The organism is Pedococcus sp., from assembly GCF_036554925.1.
GTDB lineage: Bacteria > Actinomycetota > Actinomycetes > Actinomycetales > Dermatophilaceae > Pedococcus_A.
The window spans coordinates 1-18,817 of record NZ_DATBMI010000132.1 but is presented as its reverse complement, the minus strand read 5'-3'; the positions used below and the strand labels follow the sequence as shown (position 1 = coordinate 18,817).

The following is an 18,817-nucleotide window of genomic DNA, read 5'->3' as shown; positions in this document are numbered from 1 at the left end:
GTGCGTTCGGACACGCTCGCGGTCCTCGCCGCTCGTCACGCGGACGAGGTCGATCAGGCGGAGGAAGGCGTCCTCGACGTGGCCCCCGAGGAGGTCGAGGTCGGCGACCAGGGTCTGCGCGTCGATGTCGGTGGGGGCCGCCGCCGCCGCGGCGCGGGCCTGCTGGAGATCGGCACCAGCGGTGCGCTGCATGAGCCCCACCTGGGCCAGGCCGAGCTCGGCGTCGGAGTCTGCGGGGTTCTCCTGCAGAGCCCTGCCGAAGGCCGCGGCCGCCGCGTCGAGGTCACCGCGCTCGATCGCGTCGTAGGCCTCCTGGTGCAGCGGCGGCAGCGGAGGCTCCTCGGCCTCGGAACCGCCGGCCTCGTCGGCGCCGACGTCGACGCGACCGGCCACGCCGTGCTGCACGGCGACCTTGAGGAGCTCGTCGATGACCGGGCGGATCTCCTGCTCGCCCTGGATGCCGGCGAACAGCGGCACCGGCTGGCCCTGCACGAGACCGATGGTCACCGGCACGGACTGGATCTGGAAGGCACGCAGCAGGCCGGGGTTCTCGTCGACGTCGACCGAGACGACCTGGAAGCGGCCCTCGTAGGCGCCGGCGACCGCGACCACCGTGTCGAGGTAGGACGCCGACTCGGGCAGCCGGGCCGACCAGAGGACGAGCACAGCCGGGACGCTGACGGAGGCGTTGAGGACCTCGGAGAAGTTGGCGTCGGTGCCCTCCACGACGAGACCGGCGCGGCCGGGCACGCCCTGCCCGCCCGCGGTGCCCTGCCCGCCCGCCGCTCCGGCTGGTGCGCCCCCGGCGGGGGCAGATCCCGACGGCGCGGCGCCCCGCGGGCTCGAGCCGGCCTGGGACTGGAGACCGGAGAGGTCGACGGCACCACGCAGGGCACTGGCGTTGAACGGCTGGTCAGTCATAGCCGCGATTCTGCCTCACCGCTGGGCTGCGCGGTCACTCACCCTTGGCCGACACCAGGGCCTCGTCGACGGCGACCAGCGAGGCCTTGCCCTCCTTCGGGACGGTGAAGACCACGGTCTCGAAGGTCCGCATCTCGGCCCGCTCGGTCAGGGTCTTCCTGCCGATGAGGCGCTGGAAGTCCGCGTTGGGGGTCAGCGACTTGCCCGACGGCTTCAGCGTGATGGTGTCGACCCGCTCCATGAGGCCGAAGACCACGGCGCCGCCGTCCTTGAGCGCGATGGCCATCGTGTCCTTCGGCCGCGGGGCGTGCTTCTGCGTCAGGGTCGCCAGCTTGTCCAGGGACCTGCCCTGGCTCTTGGCGTTGGCGCGGACCTGTTCTGCGAACCGGTCGCCGGCCTGCACGTGCGAGGGGGCCGCAGGCTTCGGGTAGCTCAGGCTGGCGGCGTACTCCGTCAGCAGCGCCTCCGGCGACACGGGGAGGCCCTTGCCGTCCGGGTTGAGAGGCGACCCGGCGTCGAGCGCGTGGAGGGCCGCGACACTCGTGCCCGGCTGCATCGGGGCGCTGGCCGCCAGCTTGAACGGCGCGGTGGCCGCCTCGGAGACCAGCAGGTTGAGCACGGCGGCGCCGTCCTCGCGGGTGCTCTGGACGAGCATGACGCGCGGGAAGGATGACCCGCGTGAGATGGCGAGCACCTTGGGGGCCTCCGGCTTGGTCACCGGCTCCGGCGTCGGCGACCCTGCCTTGGCCAGCCGGCTGTCCGCACTCGAGACCGTGAGCGCGCCGCCGGTGAGGGCCTTCGCGCGCAGCTCCTTGGCCTCCGCGCCGGTCGCCGCGCGGGCACGCGCGGCATCGGCGAGCACGCGGGCCGCGACCTTCGTTGCGGCCTCGGACGCCACCGGGGCGGTCGTGGTGGTCTCGGACGGGGCGTCGTGGACGCCGACCATTGCCGAGCCGGCGCCACACCCGGTGAGGGCGAGGGCGGCGACTCCGGCCGCTGCCAGCCGCATCGTCGTGGTCGTCATGCTCGCTCCTCCTTGTCGTCGGTCGTCGTGCTGTGGGGCAGAACCACGGTGTCCTCCCGCGTGCTCCGGGCAGCGCCGGGAAGCACGACGGTGTCCTGGCGCTGGTCGCCACCGACTGCCGGGTGCCGGGCAACCGGGCCCTCACGGGTGGCGCCGGGCGTGTTCGCGCTGGACCCCGCCGGCGACACTCGCCGCGCGCGCCGGCCCGAGGGGCCGGACCGATGGCGCCGTCGCGGCAGCCACAGACCCGCCACCCCGACTGCGGCCAGCAGGAGGCCGCCGATGATGAGTGCCAGGGACTGCAGCGCCCACGCGTTCCGCTGCCAGGTCACCTCGAGGGAGGTGAGCTCGACGGGACGGCCCGAGGCGCTGCCGATGACCACGGTCTCGGGGGCGTCGGCCTGGCTGACGGTCAGGGTCGCGCCGCCCTTGCCGGCGGTGGCCTGGCGCCACACGTCGGCCTGGCCGAGCACGGCCGCCTGGCCGTCACCCGACGACGTCGTGCGCAGGGCCCAGTCCGTGAGGGAGACACCCGTGACGGACTGGCGTGCGGCCTCGCCCACCAGGGCTCGCGCGTCCGAGGGTGCGGCGCGGCCCATCCAGACCTCGGTGCCGGGCTCGGCCTTGGCCGTGATGGTGACGCTGCTGTCGACGCGGTTGAGCACCGAGGGCTCGAGCACGACGAGCCGACCGGCACCCGGGCGGGCGGTGAAGGTCGCGCTGCCCTCGGACCCGAGGTGGCTGGAGAACCACAGACCGGCACCGGTCAGCACGAGGCCCACGAGGGTCAGGAGGCCCAGCGCGACTCGCTTGGACACTGATGACACTGCTTTGCTTCCTCTACACGAGACAACCGGCGGCCCAGGGCGCGGCCACCGGCACAGCACTCCACGATGACCCACTCCGGGCGACCGGCCAAATCCCTGCCGCCGTTTGCCTGTGGGTGGTGGCATGATCGGCGGGATGACCTCATCTGCGACGGAGGGCGCGAGACGCGGCCCCGGCCGGCCCCGTGAGGAGGCCACCGAGCAGGCGATCACCCTCGCCGCCCGTCAGGTGCTGGCCGAGAAAGGCCTCTCACGGATGTCCATGGAGACCGTCGCGGCGCGGGCCGGAGTGGCCAAGAGCACGCTCTACCGACGCTGGCCGTCGAAGGTCGAGCTCGCCGTGCACGCCGTGGCCGTGACCTTCGACACCGTCGACACCACGGACAAGGGCTCGCTCGCCGCCGACATGCGCTCAGGCATCGAGCAGGCGGCCCGGCTGCTGCGCGACCCGTCGACGGGCGGTGCGTATGCCGCGCTGCTGGCCGAGTCGGCCCGCGACCCCGAAGGGGTCGGGGCCGCAGTGCGGGCCTCGCTGTCGACCAGGCTGCGCGCCCTCGTCGCGACGTCGGTCGAGCGCGCCATCTCCCGCGGGGAGATCCGCCCGGAGATGGCCGACGTCGACCTGCTCGCCGACGTGGTCGTCGGTGCGGTGCTGCACCGCTCGCTCGCCACCGGCGGCCCGGACGACACCTTCGTCGACGGGCTGATCGAGCTGCTGGCGGACGTGGCCTACGCCCGCCTGCTCCTGGCCAGGCGCAAGGCCACCAACCCGCTCACCACGTGACCGTCGCGGCGGGCGGGCGGCGTGGCGAGCGGGGCCCGGCGCACTTCCCGGACACCGGCCGTCAGAACCGGGCCGGCTCGCGGTAGACGCCCCACTCGTCGCGCAGGGCGTCGCAGATCTCGCCCAGGGTGGCCTCGGCCCGCACGGCATCGAGCATCGCGGGGACCATGTTGTCGTGGGTCCGCGAGACCTCGACCATGTGCTGCACGGCGGCCTGGACGGCGGCCTCGTCGCGTCCGGTCCTGCGCTGGCCCAGGGTGGCGACCTGCTCGCGCTCGACCTCGTGGCTGACCCGCAGGATCTCCAGCTCGTGGCTGACCGACTCGGTGTGGCAGTTGACGCCCACGACCTTCTTGTCGCCCTTCTCGAGGGCCACCTGGTACTGGAAGGCGGCCTCGGCGATCTCGGACATGAACCAGCCCTCCTCGATGCCGCGCAGGATGCCCTTGGTCATGGGCCAGTTGCCGCCGTCGCGCTGGCCGGTGTTGTCGCGGACCAGCCGGGCGAGCCCGTCGGTGTCCCTGCTCGTCAGGTCGCTGCCACCCAGGGCCAGGATGCGGTCGAAGATCGCCGACGCCTCCGCCTCGATCTTGTCGGTGAGCGCCTCGACGTACCAGCTGCCGCCGAGCGGGTCGGCGACGTTGACCACGCCGGTCTCCTCCATGATCACCTGCTGCGTGCGCAGGGCGATCTCGGCGGCCTGCTCGCTGGGGAGCGCCAGGGTCTCGTCGAGGGCGTTCGTGTGCAGGCTGTTGGTGCCGCCGAGGACGGCCGCGAGGGCCTCCACCGCGGTGCGCACGACGTTGTTGTACGGCTGCTGCGCGGTGAGCGAGACGCCGGCGGTCTGGGTGTGGAACCGCAGCCACTGCGCCTTCTCGGTCGTGGCCCCGTAGACGTCCCGCATCCAGCGGGCCCAGATGCGCCGGGCCGCCCGGAACTTGGCGATCTCCTCGAAGAAGTCCACGTGGCTGTCGAAGAAGAACGACAGGCCCGGGGCGAACGTGTCGATGTCGAGCCCGCGGGACAGGCCCAGCTCGACGTAGCCGAAGCCGTCGGCGAGGGTGTACGCCAGCTCCTGCGCGGCCGTCGAGCCGGCCTCGCGGATGTGGTAGCCGGACACCGACAACGGCTTGTAGGCCGGGATGTTCTCGGCGCAGTACTCCATGAGGTCGCCGATCAGCCGCAGGTGCGGCTGGGGCTCGAAGAGCCATTCCTTCTGGGCGATGTACTCCTTGAAGATGTCGGTCTGCAGCGTGCCGTTGAGCACGCCGAGGTCGACACCCTGCCGCTCGGCGGCCACGAGGTACATGCAGAAGACGGGGACGGCGGGGCCGCTGATGGTCATGGACGTCGTGACGTCGCCGAGGGGGATGTCCTTGAAGAGCACGTCCATGTCGGCGGCGGAGTCGATCGCCACCCCGCAGTGGCCGACCTCGCCGAGGCTGAGCGGGTCGTCGGAGTCGCGGCCCATGAGGGTCGGCATGTCGAAGGCGACGGAGAGACCCCCACCGCCGCGGGCGAGGATCATCTTGTAGCGCTCGTTGGTCTGCACCGCGTTGCCGAAGCCGGCGAACTGCCGGATGGTCCAGGTGCGACCGCGGTAGCCGGTCGGGTACAGGCCGCGGGTGAACGGGTACTCCCCCGGCCAGCCGATCGACTCCGGGGCGTCGCCGCCGTCGGCCGGGCCGTAGACCGGGTCGACCTCCATCCCCGACAGGGTGGTGAAGTCGGCGTCGCGCACCTGGCCCTTGGCCTGGGCGGCGTCGTAGCGGGCCTGCCAGCGGGCGGCACCGGACATCTCGGGCGAGGGGGTGTGAGCCATGCCACCGAATTTACTAGGACGTCCTAGTACATGTCACGCCGACCCTTCCGTGGGGGATCGGGACGCCGGCCCGGCCGGCGGTCCTACGCGGTCTTCCGTGCCCAAACGGCCCCAAACGTAGGCCGACGGGCCGAGGCACGGCTCTCCCCCGGCGCCTAGCGTGGGGAGGTGCCGGGCCATGGCGAGGGGCCACGAGGCCACGAGGGGCCCAGGGGTGCCGCCCGGCACCAGGGAGGAGCAGTCACATGAGCCGGGACACCCGACACCGCCCGCGCACCCGCGCCCGCGCCCGCGCCGTGGCGGTCACAGCCCTGGCCGCCGCACTGGCGACCATGGCCGGCACCGCCACAGCCGACCCGTCCGACTTCGAGCCCGGGGCCGCGGGGATCGGCGATCCCTACTACCCCGGCTACGGCAACGGGGGGTACGACGTGAGCCGGTACCGCATCGCCCTGCGCTACGAGCCCGACGGCAACCGCATCGAGGCGGTGACGACCATCGAGGCCGAGGCCACCGAGAACCTCAGCCGCTTCAACCTCGACCTCGTCGGCCTCACCGTCGAGGACATCGAGGTCGACGGCCACGACGCGAGGTGGAGCCGCAGCGGGCAGGAGCTGAAGGTCACGCCGAAGCACGGCCTGAGGGAGGGGCACGCCTTCGAGACCACGGTGGTCTACTCCGGCACGCCCGTCGAGTTCGTCCTTCCCGGCATCGACCTCCGGACCGGGTTCATGCCCACCGATGACGGGGTCACCGTGGCCGGGCAGCCCGAGGTCGCCGCGTCGTGGTTCCCGGTCAACGACCACCCCCGGGACAAGGCGGCCTACACCTTCGTCGTGTCGGTCCCCGACGGCCATGGAGTGGTCGCGAACGGAACGCTGGTGTCACAGCGCTCGGCACAGGGCCGGACGACCTACACCTGGCGGGCGACGGAGCCGATGGCCCCCTACCTCGCGACGATCGACATCGGCGAGTGGGACGTCCGGGAGTGGACCACCGCCGCCGGCCTGCCGGTCTACGACGCCGTCGACCCCGACCTGGTCGCCGACCCGGTGCTCGGCCCCGCCATCAACGCCTCCCTCGACCACCAGGGCGAGATGCTCGAAGTCCTCGCGGAGGCGTTCGGGCCGTACCCGTTCTCGACGGTCGGTGCCATCGTCGACGACCAGCCCGACCTCTACTTCGCCCTGGAGACGCAGACCCGTCCGGTCTACTCGAAGTACTTCTGGCCGGACTACGGCGACGGCGTCGTGGTCCACGAGCTGGCCCACCAGTGGTTCGGCGACCACGTCGCCCTGCACACCTGGCGGGACATCTGGCTCAACGAGGGCTTCTCGACCTACGCCGAGTGGCTCTGGCTCGAGCACCGGGACGAGATCGGGGCGGCAGAGCTGGCGCACGAGATCTTCGACGCCATCCCGGCCGATGACCCGTTCTGGGACCTGGTGATCGGGGACCCGGGCACGGACCACCTGTTCGACGAGCCGGTGTACGTCCGCGGCGCCCTGGCGGTGCACGCCCTGCGGGAGGCCGTCGGCGACGAGCACTTCTGGCAGATCCTGCACGCCTGGACGGAGAACCGCGGTGGCGGCACCGGCACCACCGAGCAGCTGCTCCGCCTCGCCGAGCGGATCTCGGGGCAGGACCTCGACGCGGTGTTCGACGCCTGGCTCCACACCGCGGGCAAGCCCGGCTCCCTCGGCTCGACGGTCGCGTCGGCGAAGGCCGCCGGCGGCGCCACGGCCGTCCGTGGGGGCACCACCTCGCCCGTGGCCGCGGACTGGCTCGGCGGCCTCCGGCAGCGGGTCGCGCTGGCACAGCGCGGGCGCTAGCCGCCACCTGCCACACGAGGTATGCCGCGGGGCCGGCCCCGCGGCATACCTCTGCCCGGAGGCTGCCCGGCGCGACGACGCCCCCGTCTCAGCCGGCGAAGTCGTGCGCGCCGATCCGCACCTTGCGCAGCAGCTCGAACAGCTGCTCGTGCTCGCTGGCGCTGAGCATCCCGAGGCCGAAGCGCGCCTCCACCAGGTCCGCGGTCGCCGCCTCCATGGCGTCCTTGCCGGCGGGGGTGATGACCGCCAGGGTGCCCCGGCCGTCCTGCGGGTTCGGCACCCGCTCCACGAAGCCCTGGGCGGCCAGCCGCTGGACGATGTTGGTCGCGCTGGTCGGGTGCACCATCAGCCGCTGACCGATCTTGCCCATGCTGAGCCGGCCCTCGCGGCTGAAGGCGAGCAGGACGAGCGCCTCGTAGCGCGCGAAGGTCAGGCCGTGGCGCGCGACGAGCGTGTCGAAGTCGGTGATGAGCAGCTGCTGCACCCGCATGATCGAGGTCGCGCTGGCCATCGCGAGCGGCTGGCTGCTCCGCCCCCACCGCTGGGTCCACAGCTGGGCGGCCCGGGTGATGGGGTCGAACGGCAGGCGGATCGGCTTCGGCACCGGCTCAGGCTAGCCGCGCGGCAGCCGCACGGCCTCGAGCTGTCCATCGTCGAGCCGGACCTCGCCGTCGGCGCGCTCCGCCGCCTCGGGGTCGTGGGTGGCCATGAGGACGATGGCACCGCGCTCGGCCTCCCGGCGCAGCAGGCCCAGCACCAGCTCGCGGTTGTCGTGGTCCAGCTCGGAGGTCGGCTCGTCGGCGAGCAGCACCCTGCCCCGCAGCGCCAGCCCGCGGGCGACCGCCACCCGCTGCTGCTGGCCGCCGCTGAGCTCCTCCGCGAGGTGGGTCGCCGACTCCTCGAGCCCCACCGCGGCGAGGGCCGCGTCAGCCCGCCGCCGGGCCTCGTCCGGGCGGACGCCGCGGGCGAGCAGCGGCAGGGCGACGTTCTCGCGGGCCGAGAGCAGCACAGCCAGCGCGCTGCCCTGCGGGATCACCTCGATGCCCAGCGCCACCGCCCCGGTCCGGTCGCTGACGACGTCCTCACCGAGGGTGACGGAGCCCTCCGCGGCCACGGCACCGGCGACGGCCCACAGCAGCGACGACTTGCCGGCGCCGCTGTGACCGGTGACCGCGATCAGCTCTCCGGCGTAGGCCGTGAGCCCCACGGCGTCGACGGCGACCTCGTCGCCGTAGCGCACGGTGACGCCGGCGAGTGCCAGTGGCGGGACGTCCTGGGCCGCCAGGTCGAGCTCATCCACGGCTCGCATCTCCGTTCTCCGACTTGAGGGTCCACACGCCGTCGACCTCGTGCACCCGGACCAGCGCCCCGGGAGGGAAGGCCCCCACCGCGGCGGGTGGGAGCGGCAGCGAACCGTCCGCCGCCACCACGGCATACTCCTCCCCCGCCCGGCCCTCGCCACCGACGCGGCCGTCGCGGATCGTGACCGTGCGCGGCAGCCGCGCCGCCACCTCGGGGTCGTGGGTGACCACGACGATGGTGGTGCCCCACTCCTCGTTCACCCGCGCCAGAGCCGCCAGCACCGTGTCGCGCGAGGTGTGGTGCAGCTGGCTCGTCGGCTCGTCGCCGAGGAGCAGGCCCGGGCGGCTGGCCAGAGCCACCGCGAGCGCCGCGAGCTGCAGCTGCCCGGGGGCCAGCGACGCCAGCGGTCGCCGACCCCGGTCGCCCAGCCCGACGAGGTCGAGCACCTCGCGCGCAGGCGGCACGTCGCGCCCAGCCCGGCGTGCCGTGTGCTGGGCGAACTCGACGTTCTGGTGCGGGGTGAGGTAGGGCAACAGGTTGCGCGAGGCGCCCTGCAGGACGAGGCCGACCTCTGCAGCGCGGAAGGCGTCGAGCTCCGCCTCCGTCATCGTCGACAGCTCGTGGTCGCCGACCTGCACCCGGCCGGCGCTCGGGCGCATCAGGCCCCCGAACAGCGTCAGGAGGGTGGACTTGCCTGCCCCTGAGGGCCCGAGCAGGCCCACCATCTCGCCCGACCCGACGACGAGGTCGACACCCGAGAGCGCGGCGACGTCGTGGCCCTCCGCGCGGTAGATGTGCACCAGGCCGCGGGTGCTCACGACCAGGCCGCCGGCGCTCACAGGGACTCCCTCACCCGGTTGAGCGCGATCGCCCGCCCGGCCGCCACCGCGACGGCGGCACCGACGAGGGCGAGCACCGCCCCGGCGGCCGCCGCCGCGAGGGCGACCGCGGGCAGCGACGGCGCGAGCTGGAGCCGCGGCAGCGCGGCTGGGCTGTCGAAGAGGGGAACCAGCGGCATGGCGACCAGCGCGGTCACCACCCCGCAGGCCGCACCGACAGCGGACCCGACGAGCACCAGCAGCACCTGCTCGCGGACCAGGGCGCGCCGCAGCGTGCCCAGCGGGACGCCCGCGAGGTGCAGGGCGGCCATGTCCCGGGTGACGACGCGCCAGCCCGTGACGGTCATGACGACGAGGACCAGCGCCGCGAGCAGCACGGCCATCGCGCCGGTGAACCCCGCCAGCCGCAGGCCCCAGCCCGCGGCGGACTCGTCGAACCGGGCCTGCGCCTCGGCAGCGGTGTGCCGGCTCAGCACCCCGATCCCCGCCCCGGCCAGCCCCTTCGCCACCGTGTCGGCGAGCGCCGGCGAGTCGTCGGCGAGCCACACCGACATCGTGGCGCCGTCGGGCAGGGTGCCCCCGAGCCTGGCGAGCGTCTCGAAGTCGACCAGGACACCCTTGCCGCCGAGCTGGGGCAACGCCTCGACCCGCTGCGTGGCCCGCACCGCGACCTGGCCGCCGTTGACGCCGACGGCCGGGAACGACTGGGCCGTGCCGCCGGGCGGGACGTCCCCCGCGAGGACGCCCGGCAGCGTGGCGGGGACGTCGGCGTGGGCGAGCCGGCCCACGAAGCCCGAGTTGACGACGTCGAGCGCCAGCGTGTCGGCCGGCGCCGGCGACACCACCCGGAGCACGTCGGTGGACTCGGGCGTGGGCGGCGCGAACGGCAGCCAGTGTGAGGGGTCGCTGAGCCCGAGGGGCCGGCCGTCGACGCCCAGCCCGACGAGGGTGAGCGTGCCGCGCACCTCGGGGGTGAAGTCGTCGACCTTGCGGAACTCCAACGCGTCCAGGCGGCAGCCCTGGGGGCAGAGCAGCGGAGCCGACAGGTCCACCTCACCCTTGCCCGCGAGGGGGACGGCGGCGAGCGTCCTCGTCAGGCGCTGACCATCGGGCATGGTCACCGAGAGCCTCAGCTCGGACGCCGCGGCGGGCGGCAGCCCGGCGTTCCCGGTGGTGGGCTGCCCGGACTGGCCGGGCGCGGCGGCGCTCGGCGTCCGCTCGCCCGCCAGGGTCAGGTCCCACGCCAGCCGGCCGGTCACCGACGTGCCCTCCATCTGCACCGGCTCGACCGCCGGGGGCTGCAGGGCCCGCAGGCGCAGACTCCCACCTGCTGGGGAGTACGCCACACGGCCGAAGCCGGCCGGATCGACCGCCATGGTGGCCGTCGCCTCGCGGTCGCGGGGGCGCACGACCGCGACGGGCGTGGCGCGTTCGCCGGCGGGGTCGATGGCGCGCACGGTGTCGAGGAGCTGGCCGGGGTTGCGGCTGTCGGTGAGCATGACCGCCGGCGCGCCGGTCTCGAGCTCCGCGCGGGCGGCGCGGTTGCGGTCGGCGACGACGAGGGCGTTGGTGGCGAACACGGTGAGTGCGGTCGCGACGCTGACGACGGTGACGATGTTGCGCATCGCCGGCCGGCGCTCGACCCCGAACGCGGTCAGCGCCGGGCCGACCCGACCTCGGGACAGGGCGGCCCGCCCGCTCGCGCCCGCCAGCAGCACCGCCAGGCGCGAGGCCAGCAGCCCCGCAGCGAGGGCGATGAGCGTCGGCGTGGCCAGGGCGAGCGGACCGTCGAGGGTGCCGGTGGCGAGCCCGATGAGCCCGAACACCGCCAGGGCCACCACCAGGAGGTCGACGACTCCGACACCCCGCCGCTCGGCGGGAGCCACCCGCCGGAGCAGGGCCGAGACGCTCTGTCGCCGGACCGGGCGTGCGGCCACCCAGATCGCCAGGACGCAGACCGCCGCCGCCGCGGCGACCGCGACGACCGTCAGGGCCGGGACCTCGAACGGCACGCCCGCGGGCAGCACGGCGCGACGGGCGAGCTCCGACATCGCGACCGCGAGCGCCAGCCCGAGCGGCAGGCCCAGCGCGACGGTGAGGCCGAGCTCACCCATGACGAGGCGACCGGCCGCGTCGCGGCTGCGCCCGCGCAGGCGGGCGAGGGCGAGCTCGGGGCGGCGCTGCTCGACCGCGGCCTGCGCCACGAGCAGCAGGATGGCGGCGGCGAGGAGGCCGAGCTGCGCCATGAGCAGCGGCACGATGACCCTGACCTGCCCCTGCCCGTTGCGGACCTGCTCCACCAGCGTCGGCAGGGGGCTCTCGACGAGGGCGCCGTTCACCCCCTGACCCGCCGGGCGCGTGCTGGGCGCGCTCAGCGCAGCGGACACCTCGGCGAGGGTGTCGACAGTGACGAGGTTGCGGCGCAGCGGGTAGGTCATGCTGACCTGCGCCTGTGGCCACGCGTTGGTGAAGGTCGCCTCGGGGGTCACCCAGGTGTCGAGCGCCGGCACGATGTCCAGGCCCCTGCTCACCGTGGTGCCGGACTTGCCGTCGACCTGGGTGCGCATCCAGTAGCCCTCGTCCGGGAGGACCTCGTAGGCCCCGACGACCGTCAGACGGACCGGGGCGGAACCGTCGGGCGCCCCCACCACGGGGGTGTCGAAGCTCTGACCGGCGCGCCAGGACCAGGCGGCGAGGTCCTTCGCGGAGACGAGGACCTCGCCCGCCTCACCCGGGCACCGCCCCGTCGTGATGCGCAGGTGCTCGCAGGCGCCCGTCCTGGCCATGATCTCGCCCGGAGAGGGAGCGAGCCCGGCCCGCGGGACCACGGCCATGGCGCCGTGCACCATGCCGATCCCCGGCTCGTGCAGGGCGCGCAGCGCCGCGGGCACGTTCGGCTCCAGGCCGGCGCTGACGAGCTCGGGGTTGGTCGCGCTGCGACCGGAGCGGACCGTCAGCGCGGTGTCGGCCGGTGCGGCCTCGTCGATGACGGTGCGGACCAGCGCCTGCTCGAGCCCGCGCTCATAGAGGGGAGCGAACGCGGCGCACGCGGTGATCAGCGCGGCGAGGAGGACGAGCACGGCGGCCTGCGCCCGGCGGTACCGGATGGCAGCCCACATGCAGTTGTCCTTCCGGTCGGCCCCCTCGAGCATTCGCACCCTAACCCGAGGGCCGCCGATGGCAGAGCACGTTCGGGCAACGATCGCCGGGCAGCGCTGCGCGGCAGAGGCGCCGGGTGGCGCTGCGCGGCAGGGGTGCCGCGCCTCAGGGCCTCTGGTCGAGGGCGGCCTCGAGGCGCTCGACCTTCGCGGTCAGCTGCCCCTCGTGGCCCGGCCGGATGTCGGCCTTGAGCACCAGCGAGACCCGCGGGCCGTGGGCTGCGACCGCCTCGACGGCCTGCTTCACCACGGCCATGCACTCGTCCCACTCCCCCTCGATCGTGGTGAACATCGAGTCGGTCCGGTTGGGCAGCCCGGAGTCCCGCACCACGCGCACGGCGGCGGCGACGGCCTCACTGACCGATCCGGTGGCGTCGGCGGCGGACGGGGCGACGGAGAAGGCGACGAGCATGCCCACACCGTATGCCGCGACGCCGACCGCCCTGCGCCGGCCCCGGCCGTCGGCGACGTCGCCGCGGCGCTGCCGCCGGGCTACCCCTGCGCCAAGTGGCGCTGGAAGGCCATCAGGGCCTCGACCTTGCGAAAGCCGAGGGCGACGTTGACGCCGACCATGTGGGCGTTCTGCTCGGCGTTGCAGGTCTGCACCCGGCGCGCCTCCGGGGCCAGCCGCGCCAGCTCCTGCAGCCCGCGGACCTTGACCGCCATCCCGAGCCGGTGGCCGCGGTGCTCGCGGCGCACGAGGGTGCCCCACTGCATGACGTCGTCGGGGTCGTCGGCGGAGACGACGAGGTCGTTGTAGGCGACCACCTCGCCCGTGGGCGCGACCGCGACGGTGTGGAGCATGGTCCGACCCTGCGCCCGGAGCCGGTCGAGCTCCTCGGCGTAGGTCTGCGGCGTCAGCGACTCGGCCTCGAAGTCGATCTCGCCGGTCGGGGCGTCGACGGCGAGCTGGTTCCAGCAGTCGCAGTAGGACGCCCGCAGGTGTTCCGGCAGGCCGCCCGGGTGCGACTCCACGCGGTAGCCCTCGTGGTGGGGGGCCGCCCCCGACGCGAGCTCGGCGAGCTGCGCCGGGTCGAGCGGCAGGTCGAGGATGCGGCGGATCTCGGTGTTGGCGTGGGTGAAGCCGTGCCGCTGCAGGAACCGGACGTGACCGTGCGTCTCGCGTTCGCCGTCCGGCACGTGGGTCTCGAACAGCACGGTGGCACGCCCCTCCTCGCGGGTGCGCTCGACGACCCGCGCCAGCAGGGCGCTGCCGGCGCCCCGGCCGCGCAGCGCCGGGTCGACGTCGAGCTCGGCCCAGGTGAAAGCGGTGTTGTCGAGCAGCGGGAACCACACCAGCGAGGCTCCGGCCACCAGGCCGTCCACCTCCGCGACGAACGCCTCGAGGCGCTCCAGGGTGCTCGGGGTGCGCAGCTGCACGGTCAGCTCGCGCAGCGACCAGACCTTGGCCCACGGGCGCTCGTGCCGGCTGGACGCCGTCAGGGCGGCGTGGACCGCGGCCAGCTCGGCGTCGTCGTCGACGGCCAGCGGCCGCACGGTCACGGTCGCGACAGGTGCGCCCGCGGCGGTGCTCGCGTCGTGGCGGGTGGTGGTGGCGCTCATGGGACGAGTGTCGGGCGCGGAGCGGGCGCGCCTCAACGGGTTTTCGGGTCAGCGGGGGTCGGTGGAGAGCCGGCTCATCACCACGGCGTCGACGAACGCCCCGTCGAAGCGCAGGGCGTCGCGCCGCACCCCCTCGACGACGAATCCCGCCTTCTCGTAGGCGCGCCGGGCCCGTGGGTTGAAGGCGTAGACCTCGAGGCCCACGCGGTGCAACCCAAGCGCGTCGTGCGCGTGGTCGACCACGAGCCGGGTCGCCTCGGTGCCGAGCCCACGGCCGCGCCCGGCGGGGCCGAGGAGGATGCGGAAGTTGCAGGCGAGGTTCTCCGGCTCCCACTCGTTGAGCACCACCTCACCGACGCACTCCCCCGTGCGACGGTCGACGACGGCGAGGTCGAGGCGGTCGTCCTGCTCGTTCCGGGTGGAGTACCAGCGGCGCAGCACCTCCGGGTCGTGCGGCTGGCCGAGCACCGCCGTGCTGTGCACGCTCCCGGTCAGGCGGCCCACCTCGGGGTCCGCGATGGCCGCGGCCATGGCCGGGAGGTCGCCGTCCTCGAACGGCCGGAGCAGCACCAGCTCCCCGGCCAGGGTGGGCTTGTCGGCGAAGGTCGCGGTCGGCGCACGCATGTGGCCGAGGCTAGTCCGCCCGGGCGGTCAGTCGTCGTTGCTGCCGCCACCGCCGCCGGCGTTGCGTTCCTGGTCGATGAGGAGGCTGCCGTCCGGGGCCTGCACGAACGAGTACTCCTTGCGCTCGGTGCTCCGGTCGCCGCCCTGCTTCTGGTAGACCAGCGTCACCGTCGCCGAGAGCCCTTCGCCGTCGCCCTTGAGGTTGCGCACGTCGACGGACTCGATGCCGCTCCAGAACTCCTCGTAGCCGTCGCGGCCCCCCGCGTCATCCTGCATCCGGGGGCTCAGCTGCTCCCAGGTCTTGTCCCTGTCCTGGGTGACGTCGCTGAAGTAGCCGCGGACGAACTGCTCGACGTCCTCGTCGGACACCTGGGCGGGCTCGCTCGTGGTGCTGGTCGAGGTCTGCGGCTCCGAGGTGGTCGGCTCGCTGGTCGTCGTGGGGGACTGCTCCGCGCTGGTGGTGGCCGGAGTCGTGGCGGGCGTCGTCTGCGGCGGGTTCGCGGTGCCGCCCCCCTCGCCGCCCATCTGGCTGAAGGCGTAGGCCCCGCCCAGCGCGAGGACGAGCAGGGCCACCAGGAGCGCGGGGAGCCACCTGCGCGACCGGCGGTCGTCCTCGTCAGCCGCCGGGGCGGGGGCAGGGGTCGCCGGCGGTGTGGGCTCGCGGTGTGCCGCGGTGGCGCCGGTCGCGCCCGGCGCGGGCATGGCCCGGGTCGGCTCCTGCATGGTGGGCAGGAGCTCGGTCGCGGCGGCGCCGGCAGCCGCGCCGGCGGCAGCAGCCCCGAGAGGCATGGTCAAGGCGCCGGTGGCGATCCGGCCGAGCCGCTCCGCGGCCGTCGCCATGTCCCAGCGCTGCGACCGGTCGGTGCTCATCATCGCGGCGATGGCGCCCCCGAGGGGCCCGGCGTGCTCCATCGGGTCGGGCTCCCGGGTGGCGATCGCCTGCAGGGTCGCGATCGGGTTGGTCTGGGAGGGGTACGGCGCGCGGCCCTCCACCGCGGCATACAGGGTCGCGCCCAGCGCCCAGACGTCGGACGCCGCACTCGGGTCCTCCCCCCGGGCCAGCTCGGGCGAGAGGTAGCCGGGGGTGCCGGTGACGAACCCGGTCTGGGTGAGCGCGTCGTCGCCGTGGCCGCGGGCGATGCCGAAGTCGCTGATCTTGGGGCGGCCGTGCCGGTCGAGGAGGACGTTGCCGGGCTTGATGTCGCGGTGGATGATGCCGCGCTCGTGGGCCCTGGTCAGGGCTGAGGCGAGCTGTGCGCCGATGGAGGCGACGGCCGCGGGCTCGAGCCTGCCCTCGCGGGCCACGCGGTCGGCGAGGGTCTCCCCCTCCACGTACTCCATGACCAGCCAGGGGCGGCCGCCGTGGTCGACCACGTCGTAGACGGCGACCGCGTTGGGGTGGTTCAGGGCCGCGGCGGCGCGTGCCTCGCGCATCGCGCGGCGGGTCTCGTTGGCCGGCTCACCGGGGAAGTCGCCGATCTGCTTGACGGCGACGTCGCGCCCGAGCACGCTGTCGCGGCACAGCCACACCGTGCCCATGCCACCTCGCCCGATGGCGCGCACCACGTCGTAGCGGTCCGCAATTCGCTGCGGGTCCATGAAGTCCTTTCCGTCGCTCGGCCGCCGACCACCCTACGGTGAATCGACGGCGGGGTTCACCCCCGAGGCTGTCCGGACAGCGGCCGGGACGTGCTCAGGCGAGGGCGGAGACCACCTGGTCGGCCGCGGCATACGGGTCGGTCTTGCCGTCCACCACGTCCGCGGCGAGGTCGTCGACGCCGTTGCCGTGGCGCAGGTCACCCATGCGGGCCCGCAGCTGCTGCAGCGCGATGGACTCGATCTCGTCCCCGGCGCGGCGCACGCGGCGCTCACGCAGGGTGCCGGAGTGCTCCATCCACCCGACGTGCTTGTCGAGTGCCTCCATGACCTCTCCGATGCCCTCGCCCTTGGCGGCCACGGTCTTGATGACCGGGGGGCGCCACAGGCCGGGCTCGGTGCGATCGCCGAGGGAGATCATGTGGCGGATGTCACGGACGGTCGCGTCGGCGCCCTCGCGGTCGGCCTTGTTGACCACGAAGACGTCGCCGATCTCGAGGATGCCAGCCTTGGCGGCCTGGATGCCGTCGCCCATGCCGGGCGCCAGCAGCACGAGTGTGGTGTCGGCGAGGCCGGCGATCTCGACCTCGGACTGGCCGACCCCGACGGTCTCGACGAGGACCACGTCGCAGCCGGCGGCGTCGAGCACGCGCAGCGCCTGTGGGGTGGTCCACGACAGCCCGCCGAGGTGGCCTCGGGAGGCCATCGAGCGGATGTAGACCTCGGGGTCGAGGGCGTGGTCCTGCATGCGGACCCGGTCGCCGAGCAGGGCGCCGCCGGAGAACGGCGAGGACGGGTCGACCGCGAGGACACCGACCCGCTGGCCGCGCTCGCGGAACGCCCCGACCAGCGCGTTCGTGGTCGTGGACTTGCCGACGCCGGGCGAGCCGGTGATCCCGACGATGTGGGCCGTGCCGCTGTGCGGTGCCAGCGCAGCCATGACCTCGCGCAGCGCCGGGTGGCCGTCCTCGACGAGCGAGATCAGCCGGGCGACGGCCCGGGGCGAGCCCTCCCTGGCCGACGCGACCAGGGAGGGGACGTCGACGGAGCGAGTGGCCAAGGTCAGCCGTTCCGGGCCGGCACGCGCACGATCAGCGCATCGCCCTGGCCGCCGCCACCACAGAGGGCGGCCGCGCCGACGCCGCCGCCGCGGCGCTGCAGCTCGAGCGCGAGGTGCAGGGCGATCCGGGCACCGGACATGCCGATCGGGTGGCCGAGCGCGATCGCACCGCCGTTGACGTTGACCTTGTCGAGGTCGAGCCCGAGCTCCTTGGCAGAGGCGAGGCCGACCGCCGCGAAGGCCTCGTTGATCTCGACGAGGTCGAGGTCGGCGGGGCTGATGCCCTCCTTCGCGCAGGCCTTCTCGATGGCGCGCGCCGGCTGCTGCTGCAGGCAGGAGTCGGGACCGGCGACGATGCCGTGGGCGCCGATCTCGGCGAGCCAGGTCAGGCCGAGCTCCTCAGCCTTCGCCCTGCTCATGACGACGACGGCGGCGGCGCCGTCGGAGATCTGGGAGGCCGAGCCGGCGGTGATCGTGCCGTCCTTGGCGAACGCCGGGCGCAGCTTGCCGAGCGAGTCGGTCGTGGTGTCGGCCCGGATGCCCTCGTCGCTCCTGAACTCGACGGGGTCGCCCTTGCGCTGCGGGATGGACACGGGGACGACCTCGTCGTCGAACAGGCCGTCCTTCCACGCCTTGGCAGCGAGCTGGTGGCTGCGTGCCGAGAACTCGTCCTGCTCCTCGCGGGTGAAGGCGAGCTCGCCGGTGTTGGCGCCCTCGGTCAGCGCGCCCATCGCCTGGTCGGTGAAGGCGTCCCAGAGACCGTCGTGGGCCATGTGGTCGCGCACCGTCACGTCGCCGTACTTGTAGCCCTCACGGGACTTCTCGAGCAGGTGGGGCGCGTTCGTCATCGACTCCTGGCCACCGGCGACGACGATGTCGTACTCACCCGCGCGGATCATCTGGTCGGCCATGGCGATGGCGTCGATCCCGGAGAGGCACACCTTGTTGATGGTCAGCGCAGGGACGCTCATCGGGATGCCGGCCTTGACCGCGGCCTGGCGGGCGGGGATCTGCCCGGCGCCGGCCTGAAGCACCTGGCCCATGATCACGTAGTCGACCTGGTCGGGGCTGACCCCGGCCTTCTCGAGGGCGCCCTTGATGGCGAACCCGCCGAGGTCGGCGCCGGAGAAGCCCTTGAGCGAGCCGAGCAGGCGACCCATCGGGGTGCGTGCGCCCGCGACGATCACTGAGGTGGGACGGTCAGACATGGGATGAGCCTCCAGCGCCGTTGGTCGAGATTCCTCTCGCAACTCTAGCCGTGGCACATCGGCCGTTGGTTGTGGCCCTCACCACCTCCGAGCCGTCCCCCTGCGGCAGCACACCGGTATGCCGGGTGGCCGGCGAACGCACCGGTGGCCACCCCCTGCGGGGATGGCCACCGCGGGCGCAGTCGGCGTCAGGTCAGGTCGAACACCAGGCGGGCGGGCACCTTGCCGGCCAGCACTTCCTCGAAGCAGTCGTTGAC

At 73.9% G+C, this 18,817-nt stretch carries 16 protein-coding genes; 2 read left to right on the top strand and 14 right to left on the bottom strand.

Annotated features, from left to right (window positions below):
• The 3 genes from VIB11_RS11060 to VIB11_RS11050 form a co-directional block, all read right to left on the bottom strand.
• The coding region (locus VIB11_RS11060) for a tetratricopeptide repeat protein (protein ID WP_332031207.1) at positions 1-921 on the bottom strand (921 nt) is incomplete at its 3' end.
• A gap of 34 nt (positions 922-955) precedes the next feature.
• Positions 956-1,945, bottom strand: a complete 990-nt coding sequence (locus VIB11_RS11055; protein ID WP_332031205.1) for a hypothetical protein — start codon at positions 1,943-1,945, stop codon at positions 956-958.
• The gene (locus VIB11_RS11050; RefSeq protein WP_332031203.1) at positions 1,942-2,763 is read right to left on the bottom strand and encodes a hypothetical protein; all 822 of its coding nucleotides are present in this window, start codon (positions 2,761-2,763) and stop codon (positions 1,942-1,944) included. Before VIB11_RS11050 ends, VIB11_RS11055 begins: the two co-directional genes overlap by 4 nt.
• A gap of 145 nt (positions 2,764-2,908) precedes the next feature.
• On the opposite strand from VIB11_RS11050, the gene VIB11_RS11045 reads away from it, so the two are divergent.
• Positions 2,909-3,556: a TetR/AcrR family transcriptional regulator gene (locus VIB11_RS11045; RefSeq protein WP_332031201.1), complete on the top strand. Its 648-nt coding sequence runs from the start codon at positions 2,909-2,911 to the stop codon at positions 3,554-3,556.
• Positions 3,557-3,617: 61 nt separating this feature from the next.
• Here VIB11_RS11045 and VIB11_RS11040 read toward each other — a convergent pair whose 3' ends face one another.
• Complete coding sequence (locus tag VIB11_RS11040) at positions 3,618-5,378, bottom strand: acyl-CoA mutase large subunit family protein (RefSeq protein WP_332031199.1); 1,761 nt, start codon at positions 5,376-5,378, stop codon at positions 3,618-3,620.
• A gap of 245 nt (positions 5,379-5,623) precedes the next feature.
• Between VIB11_RS11040 and VIB11_RS11035 the strand changes: the two genes are divergently transcribed.
• Positions 5,624-7,210, top strand: coding sequence for a M1 family metallopeptidase (locus VIB11_RS11035; RefSeq protein ID WP_332031197.1), 1,587 nt, complete (start codon positions 5,624-5,626; stop codon positions 7,208-7,210).
• A gap of 88 nt (positions 7,211-7,298) precedes the next feature.
• On the opposite strand, the gene VIB11_RS11030 is transcribed toward VIB11_RS11035, so the two are convergent.
• The 10 genes from VIB11_RS11030 to VIB11_RS10985 all read right to left on the bottom strand — a co-directional run bounded on the left by VIB11_RS11030 (position 7,299) and on the right by VIB11_RS10985 (position 18,560).
• Positions 7,299-7,814: a MarR family transcriptional regulator gene (locus VIB11_RS11030; RefSeq protein ID WP_332031196.1), complete on the bottom strand. Its 516-nt coding sequence runs from the start codon at positions 7,812-7,814 to the stop codon at positions 7,299-7,301.
• Between the two features lie 9 nt (positions 7,815-7,823).
• Entirely contained in the window at positions 7,824-8,510 is a 687-nt protein-coding gene (locus tag VIB11_RS11025; protein ID WP_332031194.1) for an ABC transporter ATP-binding protein, read from the bottom strand.
• Complete coding sequence (locus tag VIB11_RS11020; protein ID WP_332031192.1) at positions 8,503-9,351, bottom strand: ABC transporter ATP-binding protein; 849 nt, start codon at positions 9,349-9,351, stop codon at positions 8,503-8,505. The genes VIB11_RS11025 and VIB11_RS11020 overlap by 8 nt, the downstream gene beginning before the upstream one ends.
• Positions 9,348-12,470 carry an FtsX-like permease family protein gene (locus VIB11_RS11015; protein WP_332031190.1) on the bottom strand — a complete coding sequence of 1,041 codons (3,123 nt, stop codon included), beginning with the start codon at positions 12,468-12,470 and terminating at the stop codon, positions 9,348-9,350. Before VIB11_RS11015 ends, VIB11_RS11020 begins: the two co-directional genes overlap by 4 nt.
• 145 nt (positions 12,471-12,615) lie before the next feature.
• Positions 12,616-12,921, bottom strand: coding sequence for a thiamine-binding protein (locus VIB11_RS11010; RefSeq protein WP_332031187.1), 306 nt, complete (start codon positions 12,919-12,921; stop codon positions 12,616-12,618).
• Between the two features lie 80 nt (positions 12,922-13,001).
• A complete protein-coding gene (locus VIB11_RS11005; RefSeq protein WP_332031185.1) occupies positions 13,002-14,072 on the bottom strand; it encodes a GNAT family N-acetyltransferase in 1,071 nt (356 codons plus the stop codon).
• Positions 14,073-14,120: 48 nt separating this feature from the next.
• Positions 14,121-14,696: a GNAT family protein gene (locus tag VIB11_RS11000; protein WP_332031183.1), complete on the bottom strand. Its 576-nt coding sequence runs from the start codon at positions 14,694-14,696 to the stop codon at positions 14,121-14,123.
• 27 nt (positions 14,697-14,723) lie between these two features.
• A complete protein-coding gene (locus VIB11_RS10995) occupies positions 14,724-16,295 on the bottom strand; it encodes a serine/threonine-protein kinase (protein ID WP_332031181.1) in 1,572 nt (523 codons plus the stop codon).
• Positions 16,296-16,389: 94 nt separating this feature from the next.
• Complete coding sequence (gene meaB, locus VIB11_RS10990) at positions 16,390-17,352, bottom strand: methylmalonyl Co-A mutase-associated GTPase MeaB (RefSeq protein WP_332031180.1); 963 nt, start codon at positions 17,350-17,352, stop codon at positions 16,390-16,392.
• A gap of 2 nt (positions 17,353-17,354) precedes the next feature.
• Entirely contained in the window at positions 17,355-18,560 is a 1,206-nt protein-coding gene (locus VIB11_RS10985; RefSeq protein WP_332031178.1) for an acetyl-CoA C-acetyltransferase, read from the bottom strand.
• Positions 18,561-18,817 lie beyond the last annotated feature (257 nt).

Excerpts from the sequence above, each read along its gene's own strand:
- VIB11_RS11040 (WP_332031199.1), bottom strand. The coding sequence starts at position 5,378 with ATGGCTCACACCCCCTCGCCCGAGATGTCCGGTGCCGCCCGCTGGCAG.
- VIB11_RS10985 (WP_332031178.1), bottom strand. The coding sequence starts at position 18,560 with ATGTCTGACCGTCCCACCTCAGTGATCGTCGCGGGCGCACGCACCCCG.
- VIB11_RS11035 (WP_332031197.1), top strand. The coding sequence starts at position 5,624 with ATGAGCCGGGACACCCGACACCGCCCGCGCACCCGCGCCCGCGCCCGC.
- VIB11_RS11045 (WP_332031201.1), top strand. The coding sequence starts at position 2,909 with ATGACCTCATCTGCGACGGAGGGCGCGAGACGCGGCCCCGGCCGGCCC.
- VIB11_RS10995 (WP_332031181.1), bottom strand. The coding sequence starts at position 16,295 with ATGGACCCGCAGCGAATTGCGGACCGCTACGACGTGGTGCGCGCCATC.
- VIB11_RS11015 (WP_332031190.1), bottom strand. The coding sequence starts at position 12,470 with ATGTGGGCTGCCATCCGGTACCGCCGGGCGCAGGCCGCCGTGCTCGTC.
- VIB11_RS11000 (WP_332031183.1), bottom strand. The coding sequence starts at position 14,696 with ATGCGTGCGCCGACCGCGACCTTCGCCGACAAGCCCACCCTGGCCGGG.
- VIB11_RS11055 (WP_332031205.1), bottom strand. The coding sequence starts at position 1,945 with ATGACGACCACGACGATGCGGCTGGCAGCGGCCGGAGTCGCCGCCCTC.
- VIB11_RS11010 (WP_332031187.1), bottom strand. The coding sequence starts at position 12,921 with ATGCTCGTCGCCTTCTCCGTCGCCCCGTCCGCCGCCGACGCCACCGGA.
- VIB11_RS11005 (WP_332031185.1), bottom strand. The coding sequence starts at position 14,072 with ATGAGCGCCACCACCACCCGCCACGACGCGAGCACCGCCGCGGGCGCA.